1 protein-coding gene is annotated in these 968 nt (G+C 61.2%); it reads right to left on the bottom strand.

Features of this window, described 5'->3' with window-relative positions; all coding sequences use genetic code 11:
* Window positions 1-968 (bottom strand): GLUG motif-containing protein (locus HP566_RS02050; protein ID WP_284041272.1); only part of this gene is annotated, 968 nt, incomplete at both ends.

Below are 968 nucleotides of genomic sequence, written 5' to 3'. Positions count from 1 at the left end.
GGTAGTCGGCGTTCAGGTCCAGTGCCATCAACTGTAACTGGTGGGCGTTGGTGATGGTGGTGCTGTATTCACTATACAGGAAGGGCCGGGTGGAACCCGCGAGCATCACCCATTGCGGGTTGCCCGCAGCGTCTGCGGCGATCCAGTTGCCCGAACCGCTGGCGGTTTCGCTCCACTCGCCGAGATGCGCATAGCCCGTGGGAGTGTAACGATTGGCGGCGTCAATGGATGTGACGTTCGTTTGGCTGCCAGTGCCACCGCCTACGGCACTGGACTGCTCGGTACTCTCTACATCCCAGTGACTATGGCTGATATCGCCCCCATTCCACCCCACCAGCCCGCCGACGAAATGGTTGCCCGTTACCTGCCCGGTGGCGTAGCTGGCGGCGATATTGATGTTGAGAGCGTTCCCCACCAGCCCGCCGACGTAATTGTTGCCCGTTACCTGCCCGGTAGCGTAGCTGGCGGCGATATCGCTGTCGTTAGCGTTCCCCACCAGCCCGCCAGCAGTCCCAGTTCCGCCCGTTACCTGCCCGGTGGCGTAGCTGGCGGCGATATTGCTGCGGAAAGCGTCCCCCACCAGCCCGCCGACGTAATTGTTGCCCGTTACCTGCCCGGTGGCGTAGCTGGCGGCGATATCGCTGCGGAAAGCGACCCCCACCAGCCCGCTGACGGAATAGTTGCCCGTTACCCGCCCGGTAGCGTAGCTGGCGGCGATATTGCTGTTGGCCGCGACCGCCACCAGCCCGCCAACGTAATTGCGGCCCGTTATGTTGATCTCTCTAAGGCCGATACCGCGAAGCATCGCACTGTCTGTGGAGCCGAACAGACCTATGTTGTCTTGAGTGGGTCGGTTAACAGTCAAGCCGGTAATGACATGCCCCAGGCCATCAAAGGTACCCTCAAAAGGACTCGTCCAAGAGCCGATAGGATTGAATCCCTCGCCATTATTCCAATTGGCCGTAGCG

The organism is Vreelandella olivaria (assembly GCF_023507745.1).
In the GTDB taxonomy this organism is placed as follows: domain Bacteria; phylum Pseudomonadota; class Gammaproteobacteria; order Pseudomonadales; family Halomonadaceae; genus Vreelandella; species Vreelandella olivaria_A.
This window is presented reverse-complemented; position numbering and strand designations above follow the sequence as displayed.